23 protein-coding genes and 1 pseudogene are annotated in these 26,102 nt (G+C 59.8%); 12 read left to right on the top strand and 12 right to left on the bottom strand.

What is annotated here, in order from left to right; all coding sequences use genetic code 11:
- Nucleotides 1-106: 106 nt before the first annotated feature.
- Nucleotides 107-697 carry a hypothetical protein gene (locus HYE77_RS09045; RefSeq protein WP_177068691.1) on the bottom strand — a complete coding sequence of 197 codons (591 nt, stop codon included), beginning with the start codon at nucleotides 695-697 and terminating at the stop codon, nucleotides 107-109.
- Between the two features lie 302 nt (nucleotides 698-999).
- Here HYE77_RS09045 and HYE77_RS09040 point away from each other — a divergent pair, with 302 nt between their 5' ends.
- Complete coding sequence (locus HYE77_RS09040; RefSeq protein ID WP_177068690.1) at nucleotides 1,000-1,275, top strand: pyocin activator PrtN family protein; 276 nt, start codon at nucleotides 1,000-1,002, stop codon at nucleotides 1,273-1,275.
- 4 nt (nucleotides 1,276-1,279) lie between these two features.
- Here the strand turns inward: HYE77_RS09040 and HYE77_RS09035 are convergent.
- Nucleotides 1,280-1,891, bottom strand: a pseudogene (locus tag HYE77_RS09035) (site-specific integrase); the annotation flags it as partial.
- A gap of 103 nt (nucleotides 1,892-1,994) precedes the next feature.
- Between HYE77_RS09035 and dusA the strand changes: the two are divergent.
- Nucleotides 1,995-3,005: a tRNA dihydrouridine(20/20a) synthase DusA gene (gene dusA / locus HYE77_RS09030; protein ID WP_177068689.1), complete on the top strand. Its 1,011-nt coding sequence runs from the start codon at nucleotides 1,995-1,997 to the stop codon at nucleotides 3,003-3,005.
- Nucleotides 3,006-3,309: 304 nt separating this feature from the next.
- Nucleotides 3,310-4,236 (top strand): transaldolase, encoded by a 927-nt coding sequence (tal, locus tag HYE77_RS09025; protein ID WP_008437618.1) that lies wholly within the window; start codon nucleotides 3,310-3,312, stop codon nucleotides 4,234-4,236.
- A 198-nt stretch (nucleotides 4,237-4,434) separates the two neighbouring features.
- Here tal and rssC read toward each other — a convergent pair whose 3' ends face one another.
- The 3 genes from rssC to HYE77_RS09010 form a co-directional block, all read right to left on the bottom strand.
- A complete protein-coding gene (gene rssC, locus HYE77_RS09020) occupies nucleotides 4,435-4,917 on the bottom strand; it encodes an anti-sigma factor antagonist RssC (protein ID WP_003218919.1) in 483 nt (160 codons plus the stop codon).
- Nucleotides 4,917-6,098, bottom strand: coding sequence for a two-component system response regulator RssB (gene rssB, locus HYE77_RS09015; RefSeq protein WP_003218921.1), 1,182 nt, complete (start codon nucleotides 6,096-6,098; stop codon nucleotides 4,917-4,919). The genes rssC and rssB overlap by 1 nt, the downstream gene beginning before the upstream one ends.
- A gap of 346 nt (nucleotides 6,099-6,444) precedes the next feature.
- Nucleotides 6,445-7,134, bottom strand: a complete 690-nt coding sequence (locus HYE77_RS09010) for a VacJ family lipoprotein (protein WP_008437615.1) — start codon at nucleotides 7,132-7,134, stop codon at nucleotides 6,445-6,447.
- A gap of 195 nt (nucleotides 7,135-7,329) precedes the next feature.
- On the opposite strand from HYE77_RS09010, the gene HYE77_RS09005 reads away from it, so the two are divergent.
- Both HYE77_RS09005 and HYE77_RS09000 read left to right on the top strand, forming a co-directional pair.
- Nucleotides 7,330-7,941 (top strand): hypothetical protein, encoded by a 612-nt coding sequence (locus tag HYE77_RS09005; RefSeq protein ID WP_003218927.1) that lies wholly within the window; start codon nucleotides 7,330-7,332, stop codon nucleotides 7,939-7,941.
- A 110-nt stretch (nucleotides 7,942-8,051) separates the two neighbouring features.
- On the top strand, nucleotides 8,052-8,318 hold the full coding sequence (locus tag HYE77_RS09000; protein ID WP_003218929.1) for a DUF4404 family protein: 267 nt from the start codon (nucleotides 8,052-8,054) through the stop codon (nucleotides 8,316-8,318).
- 126 nt (nucleotides 8,319-8,444) lie between these two features.
- Here HYE77_RS09000 and queF read toward each other — a convergent pair whose 3' ends face one another.
- Nucleotides 8,445-9,275: an NADPH-dependent 7-cyano-7-deazaguanine reductase QueF gene (gene queF, locus HYE77_RS08995; RefSeq protein ID WP_177068688.1), complete on the bottom strand. Its 831-nt coding sequence runs from the start codon at nucleotides 9,273-9,275 to the stop codon at nucleotides 8,445-8,447.
- A gap of 57 nt (nucleotides 9,276-9,332) precedes the next feature.
- The gene (locus HYE77_RS08990; protein ID WP_177068687.1) at nucleotides 9,333-9,857 is read right to left on the bottom strand and encodes a plastocyanin/azurin family copper-binding protein; all 525 of its coding nucleotides are present in this window, start codon (nucleotides 9,855-9,857) and stop codon (nucleotides 9,333-9,335) included.
- Between the two features lie 156 nt (nucleotides 9,858-10,013).
- Between HYE77_RS08990 and HYE77_RS08985 the strand changes: the two genes are divergently transcribed.
- Together HYE77_RS08985 and HYE77_RS08980 are read left to right on the top strand one after the other, a co-directional pair.
- Nucleotides 10,014-10,694 (top strand): heavy metal response regulator transcription factor, encoded by a 681-nt coding sequence (locus HYE77_RS08985; RefSeq protein ID WP_003218936.1) that lies wholly within the window; start codon nucleotides 10,014-10,016, stop codon nucleotides 10,692-10,694.
- Nucleotides 10,694-12,046, top strand: coding sequence for a heavy metal sensor histidine kinase (locus HYE77_RS08980; protein ID WP_177068686.1), 1,353 nt, complete (start codon nucleotides 10,694-10,696; stop codon nucleotides 12,044-12,046). The genes HYE77_RS08985 and HYE77_RS08980 overlap by 1 nt, the downstream gene beginning before the upstream one ends.
- A gap of 118 nt (nucleotides 12,047-12,164) precedes the next feature.
- On the opposite strand, the gene HYE77_RS08975 is transcribed toward HYE77_RS08980, so the two are convergent.
- From HYE77_RS08975 to HYE77_RS08965, 3 genes are read right to left on the bottom strand one after another with little or no spacing between them, the layout of a single operon-like run.
- Nucleotides 12,165-13,409: a lipoprotein-releasing ABC transporter permease subunit gene (locus tag HYE77_RS08975; RefSeq protein ID WP_003218940.1), complete on the bottom strand. Its 1,245-nt coding sequence runs from the start codon at nucleotides 13,407-13,409 to the stop codon at nucleotides 12,165-12,167.
- Between the two features lie 58 nt (nucleotides 13,410-13,467).
- Nucleotides 13,468-14,151: a lipoprotein-releasing ABC transporter ATP-binding protein LolD gene (lolD, locus tag HYE77_RS08970; RefSeq protein WP_003218941.1), complete on the bottom strand. Its 684-nt coding sequence runs from the start codon at nucleotides 14,149-14,151 to the stop codon at nucleotides 13,468-13,470.
- Between the two features lie 7 nt (nucleotides 14,152-14,158).
- The gene (locus HYE77_RS08965; RefSeq protein ID WP_003218943.1) at nucleotides 14,159-15,409 is read right to left on the bottom strand and encodes a lipoprotein-releasing ABC transporter permease subunit; all 1,251 of its coding nucleotides are present in this window, start codon (nucleotides 15,407-15,409) and stop codon (nucleotides 14,159-14,161) included.
- Nucleotides 15,410-15,503: 94 nt separating this feature from the next.
- On the opposite strand from HYE77_RS08965, the gene HYE77_RS08960 reads away from it, so the two are divergent.
- Nucleotides 15,504-16,088, top strand: a complete 585-nt coding sequence (locus HYE77_RS08960; protein WP_177068685.1) for a PilZ domain-containing protein — start codon at nucleotides 15,504-15,506, stop codon at nucleotides 16,086-16,088.
- A 66-nt stretch (nucleotides 16,089-16,154) separates the two neighbouring features.
- The gene (locus tag HYE77_RS08955; protein ID WP_003218946.1) at nucleotides 16,155-16,877 is read left to right on the top strand and encodes a glycerophosphodiester phosphodiesterase family protein; all 723 of its coding nucleotides are present in this window, start codon (nucleotides 16,155-16,157) and stop codon (nucleotides 16,875-16,877) included.
- A gap of 42 nt (nucleotides 16,878-16,919) precedes the next feature.
- On the opposite strand, the gene sthA is transcribed toward HYE77_RS08955, so the two are convergent.
- Entirely contained in the window at nucleotides 16,920-18,314 is a 1,395-nt protein-coding gene (gene sthA, locus HYE77_RS08950) for a Si-specific NAD(P)(+) transhydrogenase (protein WP_003218947.1), read from the bottom strand.
- Nucleotides 18,315-18,550: 236 nt separating this feature from the next.
- Between sthA and HYE77_RS08945 the strand changes: the two genes are divergently transcribed.
- Both HYE77_RS08945 and HYE77_RS08940 read left to right on the top strand, forming a co-directional pair.
- Nucleotides 18,551-19,093, top strand: coding sequence for a chalcone isomerase family protein (locus HYE77_RS08945; protein WP_177068684.1), 543 nt, complete (start codon nucleotides 18,551-18,553; stop codon nucleotides 19,091-19,093).
- Between the two features lie 286 nt (nucleotides 19,094-19,379).
- Nucleotides 19,380-20,678: an MFS transporter gene (locus HYE77_RS08940; protein WP_177068683.1), complete on the top strand. Its 1,299-nt coding sequence runs from the start codon at nucleotides 19,380-19,382 to the stop codon at nucleotides 20,676-20,678.
- A gap of 163 nt (nucleotides 20,679-20,841) precedes the next feature.
- On the opposite strand, the gene HYE77_RS08935 is transcribed toward HYE77_RS08940, so the two are convergent.
- Nucleotides 20,842-22,305: a glyceraldehyde-3-phosphate dehydrogenase gene (locus HYE77_RS08935; RefSeq protein ID WP_023659083.1), complete on the bottom strand. Its 1,464-nt coding sequence runs from the start codon at nucleotides 22,303-22,305 to the stop codon at nucleotides 20,842-20,844.
- Nucleotides 22,306-22,644: 339 nt separating this feature from the next.
- Here HYE77_RS08935 and mfd point away from each other — a divergent pair, with 339 nt between their 5' ends.
- Entirely contained in the window at nucleotides 22,645-26,094 is a 3,450-nt protein-coding gene (gene mfd, locus HYE77_RS08930) for a transcription-repair coupling factor (protein WP_003218956.1), read from the top strand.
- Nucleotides 26,095-26,102 lie beyond the last annotated feature (8 nt).

Raw genomic sequence — 26,102 nt, 5'->3', positions numbered from 1 at the left:
TTCTGAGCTAAACATCAAGGAGGGGCGGATCGACGACCTCGCTGAGTTCGTAAAAGATATGAACGCTGGTTCCGCCCTGAACTGCGATGTGAACCCTCACATATCACTAGTACTCGGCGAATGTTGTGGCAGAGGAGCGGATAATTTCTTTGTTGAACCTCATGCTGATTCCAATGCTCCTCAGTTCTTCGCCTTTAGCTCCAGCAATGTATGCTCGCGAATGTCGAGCCGCACTTTCCATGTTGTGGATCAACAAAAGAAATGGTTGGATCATCTCCGCTTTTGGAAGACTTACCAGCTCAATTCCTTTGATGGTCATCGTTTGTCGCTCGACATACTCAATCCAGCTAACAAACTCGCTCATTTTGTCTCTGACTTGTCCTGTGGAGGCCAACTCAAAAAGACGGTCAACAGCCATGCTCGTAGATCGGGCAATTTCAGCAATCGAAACGATAATCACCCGATCTTTTTCTTCTTTGTTTCTAATCTGCTCTCTTTGTTGCCTTCTAGCAGCGCTCGCCGTGGCCCAAATGGCACCTACTGCACCTACAGCTTGCACCCATGCCGGGGCATTATCCTTGGTCAGATACTCGATGCTCACCCAAACCAGACCGAAGCCAATCAACGCTCCGAAGGGGGAGGAAAAAATCTGTGCGACGGCTTTCCGCGGATTAAACGTAACTTTTTCGGGCAACATCTGAAATTCTCTCTGGTTAAATTGCTGCCCTCTCCTCTCGGAGTTGCAACGGCGCTTAGACGGAAAGCTATGGCTACTCATAACGTCATAAGCGGCGGGAAAGATAGCACTCCGACATTACGCGATGCCATCGCACAAAATGCATTCTGCCTGTTTGCCAGCATCTGGCAGATCGACAATGCGAAAACACCTAGCAGAGAAATTCCGTACGACCTTGTGGTTAGCATGGACGCGACGGACTGCTCAAGCGAATACATAATCTGCAACTCGCACCTAAATTCAGCGGCCACCCAGTAGGTAGCATGAACACAGCTTTAATCCTGATGGTTCAGTACAATGGCCAGGCCATCATCCCACTGGAACGGGTTTGCAAGGATTACTTCACACACCTAACTACCGATATGTTCCAGCGCAAGGTCATGGCTGGACAGATCAAAATACCGATCACTAGGCTGGAGTCGAGCCAGAAAAGCGCTAAAGGTATCCACATCACTGATCTTGCGGCTTACCTTGATCTGCAACGGGAAGCTGCGGTTAAAGAATTCAACCAGCTCAACGCACACCGCCGAGCCATTTAACTTACTGAATACCTACAAAGTGCTCCAGCACCTTATCCAGCTCGTCCTTGGTCGGCCGCCGATCCCGCTCGCGGCTTTTCATGTTGTAACCCAGCTTTCTCAACACCTTTCGAGCATCTGCCATCGCGTGGATATCGACCTCATACCCCCAATACCCCCAAGCTGGCCGTGCAATCGATATGACAGCCCCAAGGTGCGCCAGATCGTTGCCGGCCGTCTACGGCTGGACACCGCCACCCTCTTTGCTCATACGCCAGAGTGCAAAATCCACCAAGCGCTGACTGTTGATAGCCGAATCAACGGTCTGGCCAAACTCCGTCGCCGCAATAGCATTTAGAGTGGCTTCCTTGGTTTTACCCAACGGCCGGACTTTCTCCATTTCATCCAGGTACTGCTTGATCATGTCCTGAACGGTGACGCCCTTGCGGCTCGCACGCTCGATTGCTCCAGGCTGGTCCAGCTCCGATTCACGCTTGCGCGTCCACGCCTGGGCAGCCTGTTTTCGGGCGAAGGTCTGGCTCTCTTGGTAGACTTGCACTCCGTCGCGTTTGATGCGGATTTGAGCCGTGTAGCTCACAGTCCCATCCGCCAGTTTTCTTGCCCTGATAGTCGCCATATCGAAAGTGGTACACGTCAGTTTTGAAGTGGTACATCGTACCACCGAGCCTTCAAAAACGCCTGAAAACGCCCTAGAACACGCCAAGAACACGTTGAGTAAAATGCTAGATAAACAGAGCTTTAGCCCAGCAGAATCAAGCCCCGCACTGTCTCGGCGCTTCAGCGTTGCACCCATGATGGATTGGACAGACAGACACTGCCGCTTCTTCCTGCGCCTGCTGTCCAAAAACGCCCTCCTCTACACCGAGATGGTCACCACCGGCGCAATCCTCCACGGCGACCACGAACGTTTCCTGCGCCACAACGAGGCCGAGCATCCACTCGCCTTGCAGTTGGGTGGTAGCGTCCCCGCTGACCTGGCCGCCTGCGCCCGCATGGCCCAGGACGCCGGCTACGACGAGGTGAACCTCAACGTCGGCTGCCCCAGCGACCGGGTGCAAAACAACATGATTGGCGCGATCCTGATGGCACACCCTGCGTTGGTGGCGGATTGCGTAAAGGCGATGCAGGACGCGGTCTCGATCCCGGTAACGGTTAAGCACCGCATCGGCATCAACGGCCGGGACAGTTACGCCGAGCTGTGCGATTTCGTTGGCCAGGTGAAGGACGCGGGCTGCACCAGTTTTACCGTGCATGCGCGAATCGCCATTCTGGAAGGGCTGTCACCGAAGGAAAATCGGGACATCCCGCCCTTGCGCTACGACGTTGCCGCCCAGTTGAAGCAGGATTTCCCTGAACTGGAGATCATCCTCAACGGCGGCATCAAGACCCTCGAACAGTGCCAGGAGCATTTGCAGACCTTCGACGGCGTGATGCTGGGCCGCGAGGCTTATCACAATCCGTATTTGCTGGCCGAGGTGGATCAGCAGCTGTTTGGCAGCACGACACCTGTGATCACCCGCGCCGAGGCGTTGGCGCAGTTGCGTCCCTATATAGCCGAACACCTGGCGACAGGTGGCGCGATGCATCACATCACGCGCCACGCACTGGGGCTGGGGACGGGTTTCCCGGGGGCGCGGAAGTTTCGGCAATTGTTGTCGGTGGATATTCATAAGGCCAGTGATCCGCTGGCGTTGCTGGATAAGGCCGGGGAGTTGTTGGAGGGGCGGTGATTTGGGTGTCAGTGGGTTTATTGGGTGGCTGACACGACGCCTTCGCGAGCAAGCCCGCTCCCACATTTGGAGGGGGGGGATGTCAGGAAGATGGGGCAAGACTGCTCCCACCGTTTGATCGGGGTGGTCATCGGGCAGTTGGGTTGAACCTGCTGGCTGTTTTGGCCTCCTATTGAGCATTGGCCGGTGATTCAAACGGCTGTTTTCAGGTTGTTGCCCTCGCAAACGATCGAATGCATTTGCGCCCTTGAGCGGCTGTCAGCGCTCGGGTAATGTCATCAGACCCACAGGACAGAGCACGCCCATGACTTCCAAGCTGGAACAACTCAAGCAATTCACCACTGTAGTAGCCGATACCGGCGATTTTTCTACCCTCGCCAAGCTCAAGCCGCAAGACGCCACTACCAACCCTTCCCTGCTGCTCAAGGCCGCGTCGATCCCAGGCTATGCCAAGCTGCTGGATGAGGCTGTTGCCGACTGCAACGGCGATGTAGGCCTGGCCAGCGACCGTTTTGCGGTAGCCGTCGGCCAGGAAATCCTGAAAGTGGTGCCCGGCCGCATTTCCACCGAGGTGGATGCCCGTCTGTCGTTCGACACTGACGCCGTCCTCAAGCGCGCCCATCGCCTGATCGACCTGTACGACAAGGCCGGCATTGGCCGTGACCGCGTGCTGATCAAGATCGCTTCCACCTGGGAAGGTATCCGCGCCGCCGAGCAGCTGGAAAAAGAAGGCATCCAGACCAACCTGACGCTGCTGTTCTCCTTCGCCCAGGCCGTGGCTTGCGCCGAAGCCGGCGTGTTCCTGATTTCGCCGTTCGTGGGCCGTATCTACGACTGGTACAAGAAGGCCAACGGTAACGATTACACCGGCTCCGAGGATCCGGGCGTGCAGTCGGTGACGCGCATCTACAACTACTACAAGGCCAATGGCTACAAGACCGTGGTAATGGGTGCAAGCTTCCGTAACCTGAGCCAGATCGAAGAGCTGGCTGGTTGTGACCGCCTGACCATCAGCCCGGACCTGCTGGAAAAACTCGCAGCCGACAACGGCAAGCTGGAACGTAAATTGTCGCCAGGCCATGCGGGCGAAGCTCGGGTGCACTTGACCGAAGCGCAGTTCCGTTGGGAATCCAACGAAGATGCGATGGCCACCGAGAAACTGGCCGAGGGCATTCGTCAGTTCGCCCGCGACCAGGAAAAACTCGAAGCGCTGTTGACCGCCAAGCTCTAAAAACGGCGGCGACAAAAAGGGCGGCACCTGTGAGGGTGCCGCCCTTTTTTTGTATTAGCCGATTTCGAGCCGAACTCAGTTAAAAATGTGGGAGGGGGCTTGCTCTCGAATACAGGCGTCAGTCGCTACATTCACTACTGACCCGCCGCTTTCGGGAGCAAGCCCCCTCCCACACTTTGACAGTGTTTCAGCTGGAAATTAGTGCCGCTCCAGCGCATTCACCAGGTCGTGGAACGCCTCGCGGTTGGAGTCGTTCAAGCCCATCAGGATCTTGTGGGCTTCCAGTACCTTGACCCGTACCACTTCCTCGGACTGGTCCTGGGACGGCAGGTCGGTCAGGCATTCCGGGCACGGGATCGGGCGGTCAACGATGTTGAACACTTGATCGAAGCCCATGGACTGCAACAGACGGGTGATGTCTTCGTGGGTGGTGACGACGGTCGGCAGCAGTCCGACCTTCTGCCGAGACAGAATGGACAACTTGGCCAACAGCCCAAGGGTGGTGCTATCGATGCTGCGGGTTTCGGTCAGATCGATCACGATCGCCGAGAAATTCAAGGCTGTGAAGATCCGCTCAATCGTCGCATCCAGCGCCGAACACAAGGTCAGGCGCACTTCACCGACAAACTTCAGGACAAAAGTCCCGTCTTGCTCGGCGAATTGGATTCTTCCGGTACTCATCAAAGATTCCTGCTCAACACCAATAGGGCGATATCATCCGGCATCTCCCCTAGCGTGGCCAATCCAAAAACCTGCCGCAGGCCATCCAGGCTGCCGCCCGCCGACCTGACCCGTTGGGGCAAGGCGGCTTCTTTCTCTTTGAGTGTAGGCTCTGGCAAAAGGTCCAGGATACCGTCGGACATCAGCGTCAGGCTGAACGTCGGCGGCAATTCCAGGATGTGGTCTTCGTAGGTGGCTTCATTGAACAAGCCAACCGGCAAACCACGCCCTTCCAGGTAGCGCACACTGTCTGGAGTGTATAAAACCGGCAATGGCAGGTGACCGCCAATGCTGTAGGTCAAAAGACCTGTTTCTTCATCAATCACGCCGCCGACCATCGTCACGTGCTTGCCCAGCTTGCAGCTGATCAGGCCCCGGTTGATGTGGCCCAGCACTTGCGAAGGGGTGAACTCCGGCAAGGTGCCATTGCGCTTGGACTCGAACAACAGCCGTGTAGTCATGAACTTCAACAACACGGTCACGAATGCAGAGGAGGCGCCGTGGCCGGAAACGTCGGCCAGGTAGAACGCGACACGCCGCTCATCAACGCGGAAGTAGTCGACGAAATCACCCGACAGGTACAGCGACGGGATGATCTGGTGGGCAAACTTGAACTCGTCGATGCTCCACGGGCTCACCGGCAGCATGTTCATCTGCACCTGGCGACCGGCGTTCTGGTCTTCCTGGAGCAGGTTCAGGCTGGCTTCGAGTTCGCGGTTGGCGGTTTCGAGCTTTTCACGGTAACGCTGGTTTTCCAGCAGCAGCCGTGCACGATCCAGGGCACGACGCACCGAGTGCTCCAGCACAGCCAGGTCTTCCAGGGGCTTGATCAGGTAGTCGGCAGCGCCGAGGCGCAAGGCCTCGACGGCATCGTTCATCACGCCGGCACCGGACACGACAATCACCGGCGTCTGCGGGGCGATGTCGGTCACCTGGCGGATCAGCTCAAGGCCGCCCACCTGGGGCATGCGCAGGTCGCAGATCACAAGGTCGGGCTTGTCGCGCTCGAATACCTGGAGACCCTGGAGGCCGTTGCTGGCCTGCAGGACGCTGAAGCCACTGTCTTCCAAATAGGCCGCAAGACTCGCGCGCACTACTTCGTCGTCATCGATTATCAGCAGCGTGGCACTGGTTTTCTGCATGTGGGCAAACGGCGCCAGAATTAGGTTGGCGTAGGCAGCTCGACAATGGCCGGGCTTACTACTGGATTCGCTTTCTAGCCTCTCTGTCCTACAAAACGCCGAGTTATTGCCGACGCACAAAGGTAAAGCAGAGGTGCCCTTCTAAGGCGCAGACGGTACTCCCATCCGCCAGGGGTTTCAAGCTCACGGCGATGGTCGCCGGGCGTCTTTACATCGCAAATCACCAGTAGTTATAAGAACGCATAAAACCGCGACTTAAAGTAAGCACGTAACCCACGGATAAACCTCGAATGCCGCCCACAAAAAAGGCGACCCGAGGGCCGCCTTCTTCTTTCAAGCCTGGGGCTTAAAAGTCGTCTACAACCTTGCCATCCTTGACCTTGAACTCGCGGTTCTGCAAGTAGGCGTTGCGGATGAAGGTGTATTTGTCGCCGCTGATCAGCTTCTCTGAGGACAGCAGGCTGGCACGCGTGTCGACGATATTCAGGCCGAAGGTGCTGTTGCGCCAGCCGATATCGTTCATGTAGCGGTATGGCTGGGTGTAGCTGTCCACGTATTTGGACGGCGCGTCACGCAGGGTGCTTGGGCCCAGCAGTGGCAGCATCACGTAAGGACCGCTGTCGACGCCCCAGTAGCCGAGAGTCTGGCCGAAGTCTTCGTCGTTGCGTTGCAGCCCCATTTTGGTGCCGACATCAACGAAACCCAGCACGCCGAACGTGGTGTTCATCAGCAAACGGGCAGTGTCGACGCCTGCAGCGTGGGGCTTGAGTTGCAGCACGTCGTTGGCAAAGTTGCCGACGTCGCCGATGTTGCGGAAGAAGTTGTGGATCCCGTCCTGCACGAACTGCGGGGTCACGAACTGATAGCCTTGAGCCAATGGCTTGAGGGCATAGGTATCAACGGTATCGTTGAAGGTGAAGATCGGGCGGTTGACGCTTTCCCATGGATCATCTTCCGAGGCCGCCTGGGCTACGAAAGGAACCAGCAAAATACTCGCACATACGGACAGCTGAGCTAGACATTGGCTCCAGCGCATAGCTTGAACTCCTTGAATGGTCTGTCATGGGCGCTATGCCCTGAATGAGGCCGTCAGTATATGACGGAAGTGTCAGATTAGGCAGCCTTGCAGAAATGTCATTCAGCAAATGCACAAAATTCCTACAATTGCTGCGGGTGTAACTTGCTTGTCACCCAAGTCCGGTAGCGTCACTGCTATTTCAGGGACGTCGAAATGCCACACGCCGAGATTGTTAGTGCCAGCACCCCGTCCTTGACGGCCGTACTGTTCGGGCTTAGTGGCTGCCTGGTGGACTTTGGTTCCCAGGCCCGCGCCGATTCCGCGCCTTCCAGCGATACCCATGCCACTGTCGGCGCTCTGAAGATCCTGCGCAGCCTCGAAGAACAGCGCGTCCCTTGTGCATGGCTGGACGAGTTGCCGGCGTCGGTTTCCACACCGCTGGCCGCCGGGCTACCCCGCTGGATCAAGGCTGCCAAGCCCTCCTCCACCCGCTGGCCGGCGCCTCACGCCTGCTGGCAGGCCCTGATGGAACTGAATATCGAACGCCTGGAAGGCTGCGTCCTGGTCAGCGGCGAGCCACGCCTGCTGCAATCGGGGCTCAATGCCGGGCTGTGGACCATCGGCCTGGCGTCCTGTGGCTCACTGTGCGGGCTTTCGCCGCAGCAATGGCAAGCACTCAGCGAGAAGGAACGCGAGCATAAGCGCGCCAAAGCCACTGTCGCGCTCTATGGCCTGGGCGTGCATTCGGTGATTGACCACCTGGGCGAACTGCAGACCTGCCTGGCCGACATCAGTCTGCGCCAGCTTAAGGGCGAGAAGCCCTGATCGAGATCATGCACAGTCGGCGCCAGTGGATTAATCTACAGGTCAGCCCATAGACCTTTCCCGGCGTGCCGCGGTCTATGCCAGTGCCTATCGATAAAAGGAAGAACGCCATGCCTGCCCGCGAACAACTGCAAGAACAGGTCAAAATTTTGCGCGAGCAATTGGATCAGAATCCAGAAATGCCCCTCGAAAAGCGCGAAGAGCTGCAAACATTGATCGCTGAACTGGAAGTTCAGGAGCCGCTGGAAGGTGCTATTCAGGACCCAAGTATCGCCGACGGTGTGAACCTGGCGGTAGAACGCTTCGAACTGGACCACCCGGGCATTGCCGGGACCTTGCGCAATATTGTGGTGACCCTGGGTAACATCGGGATTTAATAGCCCGACACCTATCAAATGTGGGAGCGGGCTTGCTCGCGAATGCGGTCCGTCAGCTGATAAATAGGCTGGCTGATACACCGCTTTCGCGAGCAAGCCCGCTCCCACATTTATTTTGGGTGAAGGCTACTGTCGAGCCAGCCGCAGGTTCTGGAACTGCAGTTCTTCCGTACTGCGGTACGGGTTGATATCGAGCCCGCCACGCCGCACATAGCGCGCATAAACCGTCAGTTTCTCCGGCTTGAGCAAGCGCTGCAGGTCGAGAAAGATCCGCTCCACGCACTGTTCATGGAAGTCCGAGTGCTGGCGGAAGCTCACTAGGTATTCCAGCAGGCTGGCATGATCCAGCGCCGCGCCGCGGTACTCCACCGCCACACTGCCCCAGTCAGGCTGGCTGGTCACCGGGCAGTTGGACTTGAGCAGATGACTGTGGACGCTCTCCTCCACCACGCGCGAATCGTCGCAACGCAACAGTTCCGGGCGCGGGTGCTCGTAGTTGCTGACGGTAATGTCCAGGTCATCAATGCACACACCCGGCAACGCGACCACGCCTTCGGCTTCAACCTCGCCCAGGCTGCGGATGCGCACGCCAACCGGCTTGCCGGCCGCTGCACTCAGGTCGGTGCGCAAAGTCGCTTCAAGGCTTTGCACATCGGCAAACGCGGTTTGGTTCAGCGAGTTGAGGTACAACTTGAACGACTTCGACTCGATGATGTTCGGCGAGTCGGCCGGGATACTGAATTCACCGATGGCCACCACGGGTTTGCCGGATGGCAGCAGCCAGGACAGTTCGAAGCAGTTCCAGAAATCCACGCCTTTATACGGCAGGGTCTCGGCACTCAGGCCCAGCTCGGCCCACTTGGCGGCGCGAGGAATCGGGAACAGCAACGACGGGGTGTAGGTGGAGATGTATTCACTGGACTTGCCCAGCGGCGAATGTTCGGCTGCGGGATGCATGGCGGAAACCTGGCTAAATAAACGCCGCCATTCTACCCGCCTTTGCCCGTCAATGGCTTACTGGCTGACGGTCAGCTTGCCGACCATGCCCGCCTGGTAATGCCCCGGAATGTTGCAGGCAAACTCCAAGCCGGTGGCCTTGGTGAAGGTCCAGGTCAGCTCGGCGGTCTTGCCTGGCTCTACCAACACGCTGTTGGGGTCGTCGTGCTTCATGCCTGCCATATCACCATGCCCCATCGCACTGTGGTCCATTTTGCCCATGCCGGTCGCCGTCAGCATGCCGCTGGCCTGCATCTTGAGCATTTCTTGCTGATGCGCGGCGTGCATCGCAGCGTCGCCAATATTGAACTCGTGGAGCAACTGGCCTTTGTTGACCAGCACAAAGCGCACGGTCTCACCGGCTTTTACATCGATGGCCTTGGGCGAAAAGGAAATGTCCTGCAGCACCACTTCCACCGTGCGCGTGGCCTTGGCGGCGGGCGCAGCCTCACCGAAGGCGAAGGTTTCAGCCGGGGAAGCCAGCGCCGGAAGACTCAGCGCCATCAGGCAGCCCGCCAACAACCAGGATTTACGTAAAAACATGGTCACACTCCAAAGGTTCGGAATCAGTCTGTGGGACACTTTACGAACGCGCCGCTGCCAGCCAGCTGACGGCCAGATTACAACTTTGTCAGCTTGAGCCTGCTGCCGGATGTGCGCGGTATAACGTCTGTGTTCCCGTAAAACCATGAGCCGCCCATGAAACTGCTGATCGTCGAAGACCAACCGAAAACCGGCCACTACTTGCGCCAGGGGCTGGCCGAGGCCGGGTTCAACACCGAACTGGTGGCCGACGGCACCAGCGGCCAGCACCTGGCGCTGACCGGTGACTACGACCTGTTGATCCTCGATGTGATGCTGCCGGGTCGCGATGGCTGGCAGATCCTCCAGGCCGTACGCAACGCCGGGCTCGACATGCCGGTGCTGTTCCTCACCGCGCGGGACGCCGTGGAAGACCGGGTGCATGGCCTGGAACTGGGCGCCGACGATTACCTGGTCAAGCCCTTCGCCTTCTCCGAACTGCTGGCCCGGGTGCGCAGCCTGTTACGCCGTGGCAGCAGCCCACCCCAGGAAACCAGCCTGCAACTGGCCGACCTGCGCATGGACCTGATCCGCCGCCGGGTAGAGCGCGACGGCCAGCGCATCGACCTGACGGCCAAGGAGTTTTCCCTGCTGGAACTGCTGCTGCGGCGTCAGGGCGAAGTCTTGCCCAAGTCGCTGATCGCCTCCCAGGTGTGGGACATGAACTTCGACAGCGATACCAACATCATCGAAGTCGCGATCCGCCGCCTGCGCCTGAAGGTCGACGACAACTTTCCCAACAAGCTGATCCATACGGTACGCGGCATGGGCTACGTGCTTGAGGAGCGGTTCAGTTGATGAAACGGATTTCCCTGGCCAGCCGCCTGGCACTGCTGTTTGCTGGCTGTACCGCCGTGGTTTCATTGCTGGCCGGCGTGCTGTTCAACCATGCCAGCGAGGCGCACTTTATCGAGCTGGACCAGCAGTTGCTCGACGGCAAGCTGATAGCGCTGCGCAGCACATTGCAAGGTGCCGACACGCCAGAACGATTTGCCTTACGAGAAACAACGCTGCGAGAAGAACTCAATCGCCAGCCCGACCTGGCCCTACGCATCACCGCCGGCGATCAGCGCTGGTTCGACGGCGCTCCCGGCATCACCCTGCCCCAGGCGCCTGGCCTGCACAGCGTGCAGAACGCCGGCACCGATTACCGCGTGTACAACGCGCCGCTGATTCCTGGAAACGCTGACTCGCCACGCCTGACGCTGATGCTCGACATCACCCATCACCAACACTTCCTGCAACGCATGCAGCATCTGATCTGGCTGACCGTCGGCCTTTCCGCCCTGGCCACCGCCCTGCTCGGCGCTTGGGCCGCCCGCAGCGGGTTGCGACCGCTGAGGCGCATGAGCGAAGTCGCCAGCGGCGTCTCTGCCCACTCCCTGACCCAGCGCCTGCCCCAGGAACAAATGCCCGCCGAACTGGCGGAACTCGCCCAGTCCTTCAACGCGATGCTTGGCCGCCTGGACGATGCCTTCCAGCGCCTTTCGGCGTTTTCTGCCGACATCGCCCATGAACTGCGCACGCCACTGTCGAATTTGCTGACACAGACCCAAGTCATCCTCACGCAGCCACGGGCGCTGGAGGACTACCGCGAAGCCCTGCACAGCAACCTGGAAGAACTGCAATGGATGGCGCAGTTGGTCAACGACATGCTGTACCTGGCCAAGGCGGACCATGGGCTGCTGGTGCCCAAGCGCGAAACCCTGGTGCTGGCGGACGAGGTGGAGGCATTGCTGGAGTTTTTCGCACCGCTGGCGGAGGACGTCCAGGTGCGGCTGGTTCGGGAAGGCAGCGCCAGCACTTCAGGTGACCGCAGCATGTTGCGCCGGGCGATTTCCAACCTGCTGGATAACGCGTTGCGGTTCACCCCGCCGGGTGGCGAAGTCAGCGTGCGGATTGTCGAAGGGATGCAAGGCGTGACGCTGAGTGTGGAAAACACCGGGGAAGGCATTCCCGAGGCATTGTTGCCACGGTTGTTTGACCGCTTTTACCGGGCAGATCCGGCGCGTCATGAAGGGAGCAGCGAGCATGCGGGGCTGGGTTTGGCGATTACCCAGTCGATTGTGCGGGCCCATGGGGGGCGGATTTTCTGTGAGTCGGGGGCGGGATGGGCGAGGTTTGTGATGGAGTTGCCGCAGGGATATTGATGCAAGCTGTAGCGGCCCTTTCGCGAGCAAGCCCGCTCCCACATTTTGACCGGGTGCATTCAGGAAGAACGCGGTCAAAATGTGGGAGCGGGCTTGCTCGCGAAGGCGGTCTTAAGAATTACGAATACCTGAGGGCATGCGCCGGCTCAATCTTCGCCGCCCGATACGCCGGATAGATGGTCGCCAAAAAGCTCAACACAAACCCCGCCGAGCAAATCAGCAACACATCCCCACCCTGCAACTGCGAAGGCAGGTTGCTGACGAAATACACGTCCGAACTGAAGATATGCTGCCCGGTCACCCGTTCCAGCCAACCCACCAGTTCACTGACGTTCAGCGCCGCAATCACGCCGAGGATGCCACCGATCAACGTGCCGACGATCCCGATCACCGTCCCCTGCACCATGAAGATCGCCATGATCTGCCGCGGCGTGGCGCCAATGGTACGCAGTATCGCAATGTCGGCGCCCTTGTCGTTCACCACCATGATCAAGGTCGCGATGATGTTGAACGCCGCCACCGCGACGATCATCAGCAACAGCAGGCCGATCATGGTTTTTTCCATCTTCATCGCGCTGAACAGGCTGCCCTGGGTGTGGGTCCAGTCGTCGGCCTTGTAGTCGGCGCCGAGGCTGGCGGCGATATCCGCCGAGACCTTGGGTGCGGCATACAAGTCTTTCACCGCCAGGCGCACGCTTTGCACCTGGTTCGGCTCCCAATGCTGTATCTCGGCGGCGTCGGCCATGTGGATCAGGGCCATGGAGCCATCCAGCTCCGCGCCCACCTTGAACACACCCACCACGTTCAAACGCTGCATACGCGGGGTGATGCCACCGGGCGCACTGCTGATTTCCGGCACGATCAGGGTCAGCTTGTCGCCGACGTTCAGGCGGAAACGCCGGGCGGTGATTTCGCCGATCACCACACCGAACTCGCCCGGTTTCAGGTCTTCCAGATGGCCCTGGACAATATGTTGGGCCACGATCGACACCTTGCCTTCCTGGGCCGGATCAACGCCACTGATCTCGATCGGCTGCATCGCGCCCTTGTAGGAGAGCATGCCGTCCATCTGTGTGAACGGTACGGCAGCGGTGACTTCCGGATTCTTCATCGCGGCATCTGCCACCGGCTGCCAGTCGCTGATGGGCTTCACGCCAACGATGGTCGCGTGGGGCACCATGCCGAGGATGCGTGAGCTCATTTCCCGTTGGAAACCGTTCATTACCGACAACACCACGATCATCGCCAGCACGCCCAGGGCGAGGCCGATCATCGAGGTCATCGAGATAAACGAAACAAAACGGTTGCGGCGCTTGGCGCGGGTATAGCGCGTGCCGATGAAAATCGATAACGGTCTGAACATTCGCGGGCACCGTTGAAAAAATAGAAAACCCGGCGCCGGGCGCCGGGCTTGAAACAGGTCAGATGGCGACCAGATGACCTTCCTGCAGGTGCAACACACGGTCCATCTGGCGGGCCATGCTCATGTCATGGGTCACCACCAGGAACGCAGTGCGCATCTGGGTGCTCAACTCCAGCATCAAGTCCTTGATGCCCTGGGCGGTATGGGAGTCGAGGTTGCCGGTCGGCTCGTCGAGCATCACCAGGCCCGGGTTGTTGACCAGGGCACGGGCAATCGCCACACGCTGGCGCTCGCCGCCGGACAACTCAGCCGGTTTGTGCTCCAGGCGATGACCCAGGCCGACGCGCTCCAGCAACGCCTGGGCACGCTGGCGTGCTTCCGGGATCGCGGTCTTGCCGATCAACAGCGGCATGCAGACGTTTTCCAGGGCGGTGAACTCGGGCAGCAAGTGGTGGAACTGGTACACAAAACCCAGCGAACGGTTGCGCAACTGGCCACGGGCCTTCTCGCCCAGGGCCGACAACTCTTCGCCGGCCAGCCAGACGCTGCCCTGGGACGGCGTATCAAGGCCGCCCAACAGGTTGAGCAAGGTACTTTTACCGGAACCGGAACTGCCGACGATCGCCACGCGTTCGCCCGGGTGCAGTTCCAGCTGCAGGTTGGACAGCACCACCACGGACTCCGGGCCTTCCTCGTAGGATTTGCCCAGGTTGCGGCAGCTCAGGATTGCTTTTTCACTCATGCCCGATTCACTCATAACGTAAAGCCTGCGCCGGCTGGGTACGTGCCGCGCGCCAGGCTGGATACAGGGTGGCAAGGAAACTCAGGACCAACGCGGCGCCGCCGACCATCAATACGTCCTGGCTCTGCACCTGGGACGGCAAGTAGTCGATGAAGTAGACGTCGGAGTTCAAGAATTTGTGGCCGATCAACACTTCCAGCCCGGCGATAGCCGCGCTGACGTTCAGCGCGGCGAGAATCCCCACCACGGTGCCGATCAAGGTGCCGACGACGCCGATCACCGTGCCCTGGACCATGAAGATCGCCATGATCTGCCCCGGCGTGGCGCCAAGGGTGCGCAGGATCGCGATGTCGCCCTTCTTGTCGTTCACCACCATCACCAGCGTGGAGATGATGTTGAAGGCGGCGACGGCGACGATCAGCAGCAACAGCAGGCCGATCATGGCTTTTTCCATGCGGATGGCCTGGTACAGGTTGCCGTGGGTACGGGTCCAGTCGCGGGCGTAGTACTGGTTTTCACCCAGGTGCTGGGCGATTTCCCACGAGGTACGCGGCGCGTCGAACAGGTCGTTGAATTTCAGGCGCAAGCCCTGGACCTGGTCCGGCTTCCAGCGATGCAGGCGGGCCAGGTCGGTCAGGTTGGTCAGGCCCAGGTAGCCGTCGATCTCACCGGCGCCGACATGGAAGATGCCGACCACGGTAAAGCGCTTCATGCGCGGGAACATGCCCGCCGGAGTCACGGTGACTTCCGGCGCGACGAAGGTCAGCTTGTCGCCGATGCCCACGCCGAGCTTGGCCGCCGCCTTGTCACCGATAGCGATGCCAAAGCTGCCGGGCGACAAGTCGTCCAGTTTGCCCTGTTGCATGAAGTTATCGATGATCGAGACATTGCGTTCCTGCGCCGGGTCGATGGCATTGAGCAGGACTTTCTGCACCTTGCCGTCGTTGGTCAACAGGCCCTGCATCTGGGTGAAGGGCGCAACCGCCAGCACTTTGGGGTTCTGCTTGACCTTCGCGGCCAGGCTTTGCCAGTCGCTGATGGGCTCACCCGACTCGATGGTCGCGTGGGGCACCATGCCCAGCACGCGGGTACGCATCTCATGATCGAAGCCGTTCATCACCGACAGCACCACAATCATCACGACAACGCCAAGGGCGAGCCCGATCATCGAGGTCAGGGAAATGAACGACACAAAATGATTGCGACGTTTTGCACGGGTATAACGCGTGCCAATAAATACGAAGAGAGGTCTGAACATGTCGGGGCTTGTTCGGAGGAAAAGAAGACGTCCTTGTGGCGGGGTCAGGTAAGCAGCTTTACACTCAGACCATCACCGCTGCCTTGGGTTCGCCATGTCGACATTAGATGAAGAAGATCGCCGCGAATACTACCGTATCGAGGACATGATCGCACTGGAAATTACCCCACTGTCGGGCCCGGAAGCGCTGAGCAAGGAAGTGTTGCTGGATGATTCGCCGCTGTTCAATCTGCTCAGCGAGTTGCACCTGAGTGAATTTGAATCCCAGCACTTGCTGCGCCAGATCGGCGAGCGGGACCGCACCCTGGCCGCCTTCCTCAAAGTGCAGAACAAACGCATGGATTTGCTCAGCCAGATCATGGCGCAAAGCCTGCTGGGCGAAATCGGTACGCCGCAGCCCGTGGTCATCTCCGAAGGCGGCATCGAATTTCTGAACCCCACGGCGATCCAGCCCGACAGTCACCTGGCGGTCAAGCTGGTGCTGATGCCGCAAGCCCTCGGGCTGTTGCTGCGAGCCAAGGCTACCCATTGCGATGCCAAGACCGGTGGCTTTGAAATCGGCACGGAATTCGAAGCCATGACCGATGCCCAACGCCAGTTGCTGGCACGCTATATCCTGCAGAAACAGGCCCAGGAACGGCGCCTGGCGCGGGAAAAAAGCGACGAATCCGACACCTGAATACGATCATTGAATGGCGCGTCGCGTCATCCATCCAGCCAGGAACCCTGGCGTAAAGGAGCAACTGTGACCCTGATTTATGGCCACCGCGGTGCCAAAGGCGAAGCACCGGAAAACACCCTGACCAGCTTCCAGGAATGCCTCAAGCACGGCGTGCGCCGCTGCGAACTGGATTTGCACCTGTCCATGGACGGCGAGCTGATGGTCATCCACGACCCGACGCTCAAGCGCACCACCGACCGGCGCGGCAAGGTCGTCGAGTACTCAGCCGCCGACCTGGTGAAGATGGACGCGCGCAAAGGCGGCCCGGGCTGGGTCAACCCTTGCCCGATCCCGCGCCTGGAAGAGCTGTTCGAACAGTGCGACTTCGACCACTGGCAACTGGAAGTCAAAAGCGCATCGCGCACCCGCGCGGCAACCACCGTGCTGGCGATCCGTGAAATGGCTCAGCGTTTCGGGCTGATGGACAAGGTCACCGTGACCTCAAGCTCGCGGGAAGTGTTGAAAGCGGCGCTGGACCTCACCCCGGACCTGTCCCGCGGGCTGGTAGCCGAATACGCCTGGCTCGACCCGTTGAAGGTCGCGGCCAACTATGGCTGTGAGATTCTGGCGTTGAACTGGACGTTGTGCACCCCTGAGCGTCTGGAAAAAGCCCAGCGCCAGGGTTTGCACGTGTCCGTGTGGACCGTCAACGAACCCGCGCTGATGCGCAGGCTCGCCGACTTCGGCGTAGATAGCCTGATTACAGACTTTCCCGGTTTGGCCACTGCCACCCTCGGGAATTACTGAAATCGGTCTCCCCGGCCGGCTCAGGCCACCGGCCGGAGCCGCTCAAAAAAGCCGGTTGAGGCCGTCGTAGGCCGCTACCCGATAGGCTTCAGCCATGGTCGGGTAGTTGAACGTGGTGTTGACGAAATACTTGAGGGTATTCAGTTCACCCGGCTGGTTCATGATCGCCTGGCCGATGTGCACGATCTCCGACGCCTGATAGCCGAAGCAATGCACGCCGAGCACTTCCAGGGTCTCGCGGTGGAACAGGATCTTCAGCATGCCCTGGGGCTCACCGGCGATCTGCGCACGCGCCATGCTCTTGAAGAACGCCTTGCCGACTTCATAAGGCACCTTGGCCTTGGTCAGTTCGTGCTCGTTCTTGCCGATCGAGCTGATCTCGGGAATCGTGTAGATCCCGGTCGGCACGTCGTTGACGTAGCGCCAGCTGCCGTTGTCGACAATGCTGCCAGCGGCCGAGCGGCCCTGGTCATGGGCGGCACTGGCCAGGCTTGGCCAGCCGATCACGTCACCGGCACCGTAGATGTTCGGTACGCAGGTGCGGTAGTTCTCGTCGACTTCGATCTGGCCACGGCTGTTGACCTTCACACCGATGTTTTCCATGCCCAGCTTGTCGGTGTTGCCGGTACGGCCGTTGCACCACAGCAAGGCGTCGGCCTTGATCTTCTTGCCGGATTTCAGGTGCAGGATCACACCGTTGTCCAGGCCTTCGACCCGCTCGTACTCTTCGTTGTGGCGCACGGTGATGTTGTTGTTGCTGAAGTGGTAACTCAACGCCTGGGAAATTTCCGAGTCGAGGAAGCTCAGCAACTGGTCGCGGTTATCCACCAGCTCGACCAATACACCCAGGCCGCTGAAGATCGAGGCGTATTCACAGCCGATCACGCCGGCGCCGTAGATGATCAGTTTGCGCGGGGTGTGGCCCAGGCTGAGGATGGTGTCGCTATCGTAGATACGCGGGTGGTGGAAATCGATATCCGCCGGGCGATACGGACGCGAGCCGGTGGCGATGATGATGTGCTTGGCTACCAGCTTCTCGACCACGCCGTTGGCGCAGACCACTTCGACGGTTTGCTCGTCGGCGAAGCTGCCGGTGCCGAAGAACAGGTCGACGCGGTTACGGGCATAGAAGCCGGTACGCGAAGCAACCTGTTTGGAAATGACTTTTTCAGCGCTCTTGAGCACGTCCGGGAACGAGAACCAGCGCGGCTCACCAATGGCCCGGAACATCGGGTTGGTGTTGAACTGCATGATCTGGCGCACCGAGTGACGCAAGGCCTTGGACGGGATGGTACCCAGGTGGGTGCAGTTACCGCCGACCTGGCGACGGCTATCGACCATCGCCACCTTGCGCCCTGCTTTGGCGGCGTTCATCGCCGCACCTTCTCCAGCTGGGCCGGAACCCAGTACCACCACGTCGTAGTTGTAGACAGCCATGCGTACTCCTCAGAACAGGCCAGGGCGCACGGTTGGACGCCTGGCTAAATCATGCCGCGGCCAGCGGTCATGAAGGATCAATGTGGCTCAAGTGTGTGAGCCGGGGCACAGTCTATAGAACGCTCAACGTCGCGCACATTAACCCTTGGTCGCGTCGTAGGCCAGTTTTGCCTTTACTACACGGCGCTCGTTATTGAATTAACCTGTAGGCAAGCACCTTTTCAGGACTGGCCATTATGAAGCATGTCGTCATTTGTTTATTGCTGATGTTTTCGGTCCCGGTTCTGGCGAATGAGGCTGATCGCCTCAAACAAGCCGATTTTCCGGCGCAATCTCATCAACTGGTGCTGAAAAACCAGGCCGTCCTGACCTACCTGTGGGCAGACGTCTATGCGGCGGCATTGTTCGCCCAGGCTGACCTGAGCGCCAAACAAGCCCTGGATCAGCAAAAAGACCTGCGCCTGGAGCTGTATTACTTTCGCGATATCGACCGCAACGATGTGATCAAGGCCGCCACTGCCACCCTCGAACGTCAGCAAACACCCGCCACCCTCGCCCGCCTGAAGCCTGAACTGGATCAATTGCACAAAAGCTTCCGCAACATCCGCAGCGGCGACCGTTATGCGCTGGACTTCCAGCCTCAGCGCGGCCTGAACCTGGAAATCAACGGCACGGTGGTGTTCAGCAGTCGCAATGACGAGCTGGCCAAGGCTTACCTGGGAATCTGGCTGGCACCAAAAGGCTTGTCCGACAGCCTGCGTAACACCCTCCTCAACTGATCGCAAAAACCCTGTGGGAGCGGGCTTGCTCGCGAATGCGGTGTGTCAGTGGCTCATAAGCTGACTGACACACCGCATTCGCGAACAAGCCCGCTCCCGCATTGGATTTTCATCACCGGGAGGCCTGCGGCAATTTGCCAGCTTGCTATCGGTTTTTTGTTGCCTGTGGTGGCTTATACACATATCGTTACAAAACTGTTCAGCGCCAGCCTCGTGCCAGAGCTTCAACAGCAAGGACGGTTGCGACCAGGGATTACTAATAAGATAGCCAAAATGAGTGCATGACATGTCCACTACAACGGGCAAGGGCAAGGCGATCTTTCGCGTTGTCAGCGGTAACTTCCTTGAGATGTTCGACTTCATGGTCTACGGCTTCTACGCCACGGCCATTGCCAAGACATTTTTCCCCACCGACAGCGCGTTCGCGTCCCTGATGCTGTCCCTGGCGACCTTTGGTGCCGGGTTCCTGATGCGTCCGCTGGGCGCGATTTTCCTCGGTGCCTATATCGACCGTCACGGCCGTAAAAAGGGCCTGGTGATCACCCTGGCGATGATGGCCGCCGGTACCATCCTGATTGCCTGCGTTCCCGGGTATGCCACCCTGGGCGTCGCGGCGCCGTTGCTGGTGCTGTTCGGCCGCCTGCTGCAAGGCTTCTCCGCCGGTGTCGAACTGGGCGGCGTGTCGGTGTACCTGGCGGAAATCGCCACTGCGGGCCGTAAAGGCTTCTTCGTCAGCTGGCAGTCCGCCAGCCAGCAAGCCGCCGTGGTATTCGCCGGCCTGCTGGGCGTAGGCCTGAACCACTGGCTCAGCCCGGAAGAAATGGGTGACTGGGGCTGGCGCGTGCCGTTCCTGATCGGCTGCCTGATCGTGCCGGTGATCTTCGTGATTCGTCGCTCCCTGGAAGAAACCCCGGAATTCCAGGCGCGCAAACACCGCCCTACCCTGCAGGAAATCGTCCGCTCGATCGGCCAGAACTTCGGCATCGTCATCGCCGGCATGGCGCTGGTGGTGATGACCACCGTGTCGTTCTACCTGATCACCGCCTACACCCCGACCTTCGGCAAGGCCGAACTGCACCTGTCGGACTTCGACGCGCTGCTGGTCACTGTGTGCGTGGGCATCTCGAACTTCATCTGGCTGCCGGTGATGGGCGCGGTGTCCGACAAGATCGGGCGTAAACCCCTGCTGCTGGGGGCGACTATTCTGGCGATCCTCACCGCTTATCCAGCGCTGTCCTGGCTGGTGGCCAATCCGAGCTTCAGCCATCTGCTGATCGTGCTGCTCTGGCTGTCGTTCCTGTATGGCTCGTACAACGGCGCGATGGTTGTAGCGCTGACCGAGATCATGCCGGTAGAAGTGCGCACCACCGGCTTCTCCCTGGCCTATAGCCTGGCAACGGCGACCTTTGGTGGTTTCACACCAGCGGCGTGTACCTACCTGATCCACGTGCTGGACAACAAGGCAGCACCGGGCATCTGGCTCAGCGGCGCGGCGGTGCTGGGCTTGATCGCCACGCTGATTCTGTTCAAGGGCAACCGGCATGAACTGCGTACCGCGCAGGCCTCTGTAGTCGGCGGCGCTTGATAGGTCGCTTTCGCGAGCAAGCCCGCTCCCACATTTGAAATGTATTCACAAATCAAAATGTGGGAGCTGGCTTGCCTGCGATGAGGCCGGTACAAGCAACACAAAAACAACAGACATAAAAAAGCCCCGAACCAGTCGGGGCTTTTTCATTTACCGCTGATGCTTAGCGCGGGAATGCTGGCGGGTTAACCCCGGCCATGTCTTCCATCACGCGAACCACCTGGCAGCTGTAACCGAATTCGTTGTCGTACCAGACGTACAGAACAACGCGGTTGTCTTGAGTGATGGTCGCTTCAGCGTCCACCACACCGGCGTGGCGCGAGCCCACGAAGTCGGTGGAAACCACTTCCTGCGAATTGACGAAGTCGATTTGCTTGTGCAGATCGGAGTGCAGCGCCATGTAGCGCAGGTACTCGTTCATCTCTTCACGGGTGGCGGCTTTCTCAAGGTTCAGGTTGAGAATGGCCATCGACACGTTCGGCGTCGGAACACGGATCGCGTTACCGGTCAGCTTGCCGGCCAGCTCAGGCAGGGCCTTGGCAGCAGCGGTGGCAGCACCGGTCTCGGTGATCACCATGTTCAGCGCGGCGCTACGGCCACGGCGATCGCCCTTGTGGAAGTTGTCGATCAGGTTCTGGTCGTTGGTGTACGAGTGAACCGTTTCAACGTGACCGTTAACGATGCCGAACTTGTCATTCACAGCCTTCAGCACCGGCACGATGGCGTTGGTGGTGCAGGAAGCGGCGGACACGATCTTGTCGTCAGCGGTGATTTCACCGTGGTTGATGCCGTGCACGATGTTCTTCAGCTTGCCCTTGCCAGGCGCAGTCAGGACAACGCGGTCGATACCCGGGCACGCCAGGTGCTGGCCCAGGCCCTCGGCATCACGCCACACACCGGTGTTGTCCACCAGCAGTGCGTCCTTGATGCCGTACTGGGTGTAATCCACCTCAGACGGGTTCTTCGCGTAGATCACCTGGATCAGGTTACCGTTGGCGGTGATGGTGTTGTTTTCTTCGTCGATGACTATGGTGCCGTTGAACGGACCGTGGACCGAGTCACGACGCAGCAGGCTGGCGCGCTTGGTCAGGTCGTTTTCAGCACCTTTACGCACCACGATGGCACGCAGGCGCAGGCCGTCGCCGCCACCGGTTTTTTCGATCAGGATGCGCGCCAGCAGGCGGCCGATACGACCGAAACCGTACAGCACAACGTCGGTGCCTTTGCGGGCTGCGGCGTTTTGCTGGCCAACCACGTCGGCCATTTCTTCACGTACGAACTGCTCGGCGGTGCGGCCAGCGCCTTCCTTGCGGAATTTATAGGCCAGCTTGCCCAGGTCTACCGAAGCCGCGCCGAGCTTGAGCTCGCTCATGGCTTTAAGCAGAGGGAATGTTTCGTGGACGGAGAGTTCGCTATCGTCGGCAGAACGATGGCGAGCAAAGCGATGAGCCTTGAGAATCGCGATGACTGATTGGTTGATCAGGCTGCGGCCATAGATCGAGCTCACCACGTTGTTATTGCGGTATAGCTGACCGATAAGCGGAATCATCGCTTCAGCGAGTGCTTCACGGTCGATCCATTCACCAAGACACTGGTCGGGCTTCTGAGTCACGGGAACCTTCCACATGTAGGGGCAGAAAAAAGGGGCTACATTATGCCGCCCGACCGCCCTCGGAGCAATGCGCGGCCCGCAACAAAACCCCTTGCAAAAAAATATCGCCCCTCTGCAGCCCAGTAAATACGCGGCTTCCAGCGCACCCCCTGTTGGACCAATGTGACAAAGTGTCCGTAACCCTCCGAAACATACACCGATTTCGGCACTACATAATGAGTCAAAAGGCACCTTTGTTTGTCTTAGCCACTACATTTCCTACAAACCGTAATAGGCTCAGTCAGCAACTGACAGGCGGCACTCCGGGCCGTTACAATTACCGACTTTGTCGCAACGCTTGGAGCTCAACCTTCCGTGCCCGTTCTGCGTCTACCGCTTCTCCCTGCCGCGGCAGGTAAACAGCACTGGGGCAATCTGCCCGGTGCCGCCCTGAGCCTGGCCATCGCCGAGGCTGCCAGCGCTGCCAAGCGCTTTACCCTGCTGCTCACCGCCGACAGCCAAAGTGCCGAGCGGCTGGAACAGGAGCTGAGTTTCTTCGCCCCCGATTTGCCGGTACTGCATTTCCCGGACTGGGAAACCCTGCCCTACGATCTGTTCTCGCCGCACCAGGACATCATTTCCCAGCGCATCGCCAGCCTGTACCGCTTGCCGGAACTGGCCCACGGCGTGCTGGTGGTGCCGATCACCACGGCCCTGCACCGCCTGGCACCGACCAAGTTCCTGCTGGGCAGCAGCCTGGTGCTGGATATCGGCCAGAAGCTCGATGTGGAGCAAATGCGCACCCGGCTTGAGGCCAGCGGCTATCGCTGCGTCGACACGGTGTACGAGCACGGTGAGTTCGCCGTGCGTGGCGCGTTGATCGACCTGTTCCCGATGGGCAGCAAACTGCCCTACCGGATCGACCTGTTCGACGACGAAATCGAAACCCTGCGCACCTTCGATCCGGAAAACCAGCGCTCCATCGACAAGGTGCAGTCGATCAAGCTGCTGCCGGCCCGGGAGTTCCCGCTGCAAAAAGACGCGGTCACGCGCTTCAAGGCACGTTTCCGCGAGCGCTTCGACGTGGATTTCCGTCGCTGCCCGATCTTCCAGGACTTGAGCAGCGGGATTACCCCCGCCGGTATCGAGTACTACCTGCCGCTGTTCTTCGACGAAACCTCCACGCTCTTCGATTACCTGCCTCAGGACACCCAGGTGTTCTCGCTGCCAGGCATCGAACAGGCGGCGGAGAATTTCTGGAATGACGTGCGCAACCGTTATGAAGAACGCCGCGTCGACCCGTCCCGTCCTTTATTGCCACCGGCCGAGCTGTTCCTGCCGGTGGAAGACTGTTTCGCTCGCCTGAAAAACTGGCCGCGAGTAGTCGCCAGCCAGCAGGACGTGGATGCAGGCGCCGGCCGCGAGCGCTTTCCGGCGCAAGCGCTGCCGAACCTGGCGATTGAAGCCAAGGCTAACCAGCCGCTGGAAGCGCTGTCGAATTTCCTCGGTGACTTCCCCGGCCGCGTGCTGTTTACCGCCGAGTCCGCCGGGCGCCGCGAGGTGCTGCTGGAGCTGTTGGAACGCCTGAAGCTGCGGCCGAAAACCGTCGACAGCTGGCCGGACTTTGTCGCGAGCAAGGATCGCCTGGCGATCACCATCGCACCGCTGGACGAAGGGCTGCTGCTGGACGACCCGGCCCTGGCACTGATTGCCGAGAGCCCGCTGTTCGGTCAGCGGGTGATGCAGCGCCGCCGCCGGGAAAAGCGCGCCGATGCCAACAACGATGCGGTGATCAAGAACCTCACCGAGCTGCGCGAAGGCGCGCCGGTGGTGCATATCGACCACGGCGTGGGCCGTTACCTGGGCCTGCAGACCCTGGAGATCGACAACCAGGTGGCCGAATTCCTCACCATGGAATACGCCGAGGGCGCCAAGCTCTACGTGCCCGTGGCCAACCTGCACCTGATCGCCCGCTACACCGGCAGCGACGACGCCCTCGCGCCATTGCACCGCCTGGGCTCCGAGACCTGGCAGAAAGCCAAGCGCAAGGCCGCCGAACAGGTACGCGATGTGGCCGCCGAGTTGCTCGACATCTATGCCCGCCGCGCCGCCCGCGAAGGTTATGCGTTTGCCGACCCAAAAGCCGACTACGCCACCTTCAGCGCCGGCTTCGCCTTCGAAGAAACCCCGGACCAGCAAACCACCATCGACGCCGTGCGCGCCGACATGCTGGCGCCCAAGCCGATGGACCGCCTGGTGTGCGGCGACGTGGGCTTCGGCAAGACCGAAGTGGCAATGCGCGCAGCGTTTATTGCGGTGCACGGCGGCCGCCAAGTGGCGATCCTCGTCCCCACCACCCTGCTCGCCCAGCAGCACTACAACAGCTTCCGCGACCGCTTTGCCGACTGGCCAGTGACCGTGGAAGTGATGAGCCGCTTCAAATCAGCCAAGGAAGTGAATGCGGCCATCGCCGACCTGGCGGAAGGCAAGATCGACATTGTCATCGGCACTCACAAGCTGCTGTCGGATGACGTGAAGATCAAGAACCTCGGGCTGGTGATCATCGACGAAGAGCACCGCTTCGGGGTTCGCCAGAAAGAACAGCTCAAGGCCCTGCGCAGTGAAGTCGACATCCTGACGCTCACCGCCACGCCGATTCCGCGCACGCTGAACATGGCGGTGTCGGGCATGCGCGACCTGTCGATCATCGCCACGCCGCCGGCGCGCCGGTTGTCGGTGCGCACCTTCGTCATGGAGCAGAACAAAAGCACGGTCAAGGAAGCCCTGCTGCGCGAGTTGCTGCGCGGCGGCCAGGTGTACTACCTGCACAACGATGTAAAAACCATCGAGAAATGCGCCGCCGACCTCGCCGAACTGGTGCCGGAAGCACGGATCGCCATCGGCCACGGGCAGATGCGCGAGCGCGAACTCGAACAGGTGATGAGCGACTTCTATCACAAGCGCTTCAACGTGCTGATCGCCTCGACCATCATCGAGACCGGCATCGACGTGCCGAGCGCCAACACCATCATCATCGAGCGCGCCGACAAGTTCGGCCTGGCGCAGCTGCATCAGTTGCGCGGCCGGGTCGGGCGCAGCCACCACCAGGCGTATGCCTATCTGCTGACGCCGCCGCGCCAGCAGATCACTTCCGACGCCGAGAAGCGCCTGGAAGCGATCGCCAACACCCAGGACCTCGGCGCCGGCTTTGTGCTGGCCACCAACGACCTGGAAATCCGCGGCGCCGGCGAACTGCTGGGCGACGGCCAGAGCGGGCAGATCCAGGCCGTCGGCTTCACCCTGTATATGGAAATGCTCGAGCGCGCGGTGAAGTCCATCCGCAAGGGCGAACAACCGAACCTCGACCAACCGCTGGGTGGCGGCCCGGAGATCAACCTGCGCCTGCCGGCGCTGATCCCCGAAGACTACCTGCCGGATGTGCACGCGCGACTGATCCTGTACAAGCGCATCGCCTCGGCCACCGACGAAGAAGGTCTCAAGGACCTTCAAGTGGAGATGATCGATCGCTTCGGCCTGTTGCCGGAGCCGACCAAGAACCTGGTGCGCCTGACCCTGCTCAAACTGCAGGCCGAGCAACTGGGCATCAAGAAGGTCGACGCCGGGCCGCAAGGTGGGCGTATCGAATTCGAAGCGCAGACGCCGGTGGACCCACTGGTGCTGATCAAGCTGATTCAGGGCCAGCCCAATCGCTACAAGTTCGAAGGGGCTACGCTGTTCAAATTCATGGTGCCGATGGAACGCGCCGAAGAACGCTTTAATACACTGGAGGCGCTGTTTGAGCGCCTCATCCCGAAATCTGCTTGAAGGACGCC

It is taken from the genome of Pseudomonas sp. IPO3774 (assembly GCF_013386835.1).
Taxonomy (GTDB): domain Bacteria; phylum Pseudomonadota; class Gammaproteobacteria; order Pseudomonadales; family Pseudomonadaceae; genus Aquipseudomonas.
The sequence above is the reverse complement of the archived record's forward strand: the minus strand, read 5'-3'. Positions and strand labels throughout refer to the sequence as shown.